Source organism: Arthrobacter sp. Y3223164 (genome assembly GCF_059091005.1).
On record NZ_JBNHGF010000341.1, the window covers coordinates 1 to 2976 of the forward strand.

The 2976-nt window shown below is 68.1% G+C and carries 4 protein-coding genes; 2 read left to right on the forward strand and 2 right to left on the reverse strand.

Translation table 11 applies throughout. The annotated features are described in order from the left end of the window. Positions 1–212: 212 nt before the first annotated feature. Positions 213–1094 (forward strand): 1,4-dihydroxy-2-naphthoate polyprenyltransferase, encoded by an 882-nt coding sequence (locus AC5RUJ_RS13680; protein WP_494000622.1) that lies wholly within the window; start codon positions 213–215, stop codon positions 1092–1094. Between the two features lie 46 nt (positions 1095–1140). Here the strand turns inward: AC5RUJ_RS13680 and AC5RUJ_RS13685 are convergent, their stop codons facing one another. Beyond that, complete coding sequence (locus AC5RUJ_RS13685) at positions 1141–1488, reverse strand: DUF4229 domain-containing protein (protein WP_494128798.1); 348 nt, start codon at positions 1486–1488, stop codon at positions 1141–1143. Positions 1489–1574: 86 nt separating this feature from the next. Here AC5RUJ_RS13685 and AC5RUJ_RS13690 point away from each other — a divergent pair, with 86 nt between their 5' ends. Next, positions 1575–1991, forward strand: coding sequence for a PLD nuclease N-terminal domain-containing protein (locus AC5RUJ_RS13690; RefSeq protein WP_494128797.1), 417 nt, complete (start codon positions 1575–1577; stop codon positions 1989–1991). Between the two features lie 184 nt (positions 1992–2175). On the opposite strand, the gene ccsB is transcribed toward AC5RUJ_RS13690, so the two are convergent. After that, positions 2176–2976: c-type cytochrome biogenesis protein CcsB (gene ccsB / locus AC5RUJ_RS13695; protein ID WP_494156014.1), on the reverse strand; the 801-nt coding region annotated here is incomplete at its 5' end.

Here is a 2976-nt window from a genome sequence, read left to right on the forward strand (position 1 = left end):
CTGGCCGTGGCCGATCTCCTGCGCCGTGCGGCGGCGGAGGCCGCCGGCCACGACCGCGGCTCGCGTGGCGGGAAACCGCCGTCGCCGTGACATCGGCCACTCCTGCGGCGACGGCTGCACCGGCCTTCCGCTTCCATGGGCGAGAATAGACCGGTGCTGCGGCTGCCCGCAGCCAACGATGCATGAACCCCCACAGGTAAGGACTCTCCACAGTGGCTACAGCCGGGCAATGGTTCGAAGGGGCACGGCCCCGCACCCTCCCGATGGCGGTCGCTCCGGTGATCATCGGCAGCGCGGCCGCCTACGACCTGGGTTCCTTCCGGCCGCTGCATGCCCTCCTCGCGGCGCTCATCGCTGTCCTGTTTCAGGTGGGCGTGAACTACGCGAACGACTATTCGGACGGCGTCCGCGGCACCGATGACGTGCGGGTGGGCCCGCTGCGGTTGACCGGGTCCGGGCTGGCCAAGCCGAAAGCGGTGAAGGCCGCCGCGTTCGCCAGCTTTGGGCTGGCCATGGTGGCCGGGCTCGCCCTGATCATCCTGTCGCAGACCTGGCCGCTGCTGCTGGTGGGCGTCGGCTGCGTGATTGCCGCCTGGGGATACACCGGCGGCAACAACCCCTACGGCTACCGGGGGCTGGGCGAAGTGTACGTGTTCCTGTTCTTCGGCATTGTGGCCACCATGGGGACCACCTACACGCAGGCCCTGCAGGTCAGCTGGCCGTCCTTCCTCGGCGCGGTCGGGACCGGCCTGATCGCCACGGCACTGCTGATGGCCAACAACGTCCGCGACATCCCGACGGACCGCGAGGTGGGGAAACTGACGCTGGCCGTCCGGATGGGCGACGAGGCGGCGCGCGTCAGCTACGTCATGATGCTCGCGGTGGCGCTCCTGCTACCGCTCATCATGGTCTACGACTTCCCGTGGATCCTGCTGGTGCTGCTGCTGGTGCCGGCGTGCCTGACGCCGAGCTGGCTGATGCTCAAGGGCAAGAAGCGCGAAAGCCTCATCCCGGTACTCAAGCAGACCGGGATGATTAACCTCGGGTTCGCCACCGCCTTCGCGCTCGGCGTGGTGCTGAGCCGGCTGTCGTAGCCGCCTCCCGGCCGGTAGCCGCGGCGGCGGCTCGCCCGAAGCCGGGTCAGCCCCGGTCCACGGGCCGGGTGCCGTCCGGCTTCTGCCCGGAGTCCCGGGTCCTGCGGTAGGAATCCACGTTCAGTTCGCCGTGCTGATCGACGGCGGCGTCCTCGGCCAGCGCGTCCGAAATCTCCGTCGAGGTCCTCGGTGCCTTGGCTCCGGCGGAGAACCGGCGCGCCAGTGCCGCCCCCGCTTCGTCCCTCATCTTGCGGAAGAACAGGTACGTGATGCACCAGCCCATGATCGCTGCGGCGAGGGCCGAGTAGACGACACCCAGCCTCAAAAACAGGCAGATGACAAAGATGACGGCCATGATGCCGAGACGCAGGGCGCTGAATTTCCAAAAAGCCACGCCTCAAGTTTACGCTGCCCGCGAGATCGTCCGGCCGGTCCGAAGATTCATCAGCCCCCGGCTTAACGCTCACCTACAATTGACTCATGGTCCGTCTCTTTGTCCTGCTCGCGGTTCTGGCCCTCGCGGTGGTGATCTATGCCCTCATCGAGTGCATCCGGTCGCGGCCGCACGAGGTGCGCAGTATCTCAAAACCGGGATGGATCCTCACAATCATCCTGGTGCCCCTGATCGGAGCCCTGATGTGGTTCGTGTGGGGCCGCCCCAGGACGGGCGGCCGGCAGGCCCAGCAGGCTCCCCGCCCGGTGGCCCCGGACGATGACATCGCCTTCCTGCGCACGCTCGATGCGCAGCGCCGCGCCAAACAACGTGAAGAGGAACTGAACCGCAAGGAGCAGGAGCTCAAGAAGCGCGAGGACCCCAAGCACGGCGGCGAGGACAAGCCCGCGGCCCATGACGACCGCCAGTTGAGCGAAGACGACCCGGAGAACGGGCCCCGCTAGGCGCCCGCTGACCTGACGCCGGCGTCCGGCTCCCGCCGGTCCCCGGACCCGCAGAAGGCCCGCCGCCCCGATGGGCTGCGGGCCTTCCGTTGATTCGGGGGCTGCGGGCCTTCTGTTGATTCGGAGGCTGCGGTCCTTTGTCTTGATTCGGGCCGCGGCCTTTGGCCGATGCCGGCGGCTTGTCCTAGACCCCGGCGTAGCTGTGCAGGCCGGCGAAGAAGACGTTCACGATCGTGAAGTTGAAGACCACGCACAGGTAACCGACGATGGACAGCCAGGCTGCGCGGGTACCGGTCCAGCCGCGGGTGGCGCGGGCGTGCAGGTAGCCGGCGTAGACCACCCAGATGACGAAGGTCCACACTTCCTTGGTGTCCCACCCCCAGTAACGGCCCCAGGCCTGTTCGGCCCAGATCGCGCCGAGCACCAGCGTGAAGGTCCAGAACACGAAGCCGACGGCGTTGAGCCGGTAGGCGGCGTTCTCCAGTGTCAGCGCCGAGGGAGCCAGCCGCATGAAGGCCAGCTTGTCCGCCTTGCCGGCGCGGCCGCGGGCCTCGCGTTTCGCTTGCACGAGCTGCAGCACGGACATGGCGAACGTCAACGTGAACAGCGCCGACGCGAGCACGGCGACCGAGACGTGGATGATCAGCCAGTAGCTCTGCAGGGCGGGCACGAGGTGGGCCACCGGCGTCGGGAACCCGATGGACGCCGCGATCAGCATGACGACCACAAGGCCGATCACGAACGAGCCGAGGAAGCGAAGGTCCTTGCGGGTCAGCGCAATCAGGTAGACCACTGCCACCATCAGCGCACCCGTGGTGCAGAACTCGTACATGTTGCCCCACGGCACGCGGTGGGCGGCCAGGCCGCGGGCCACCACGCCGGCGGCCAGGATGACGGTAGCCAGCACGCTCAGGGCCACGCCGATCCGGGCGGCGGCACGCCGTTCCTTGCCGTAGTTCATCGAGTCCGCGGCCATCTCGACGCC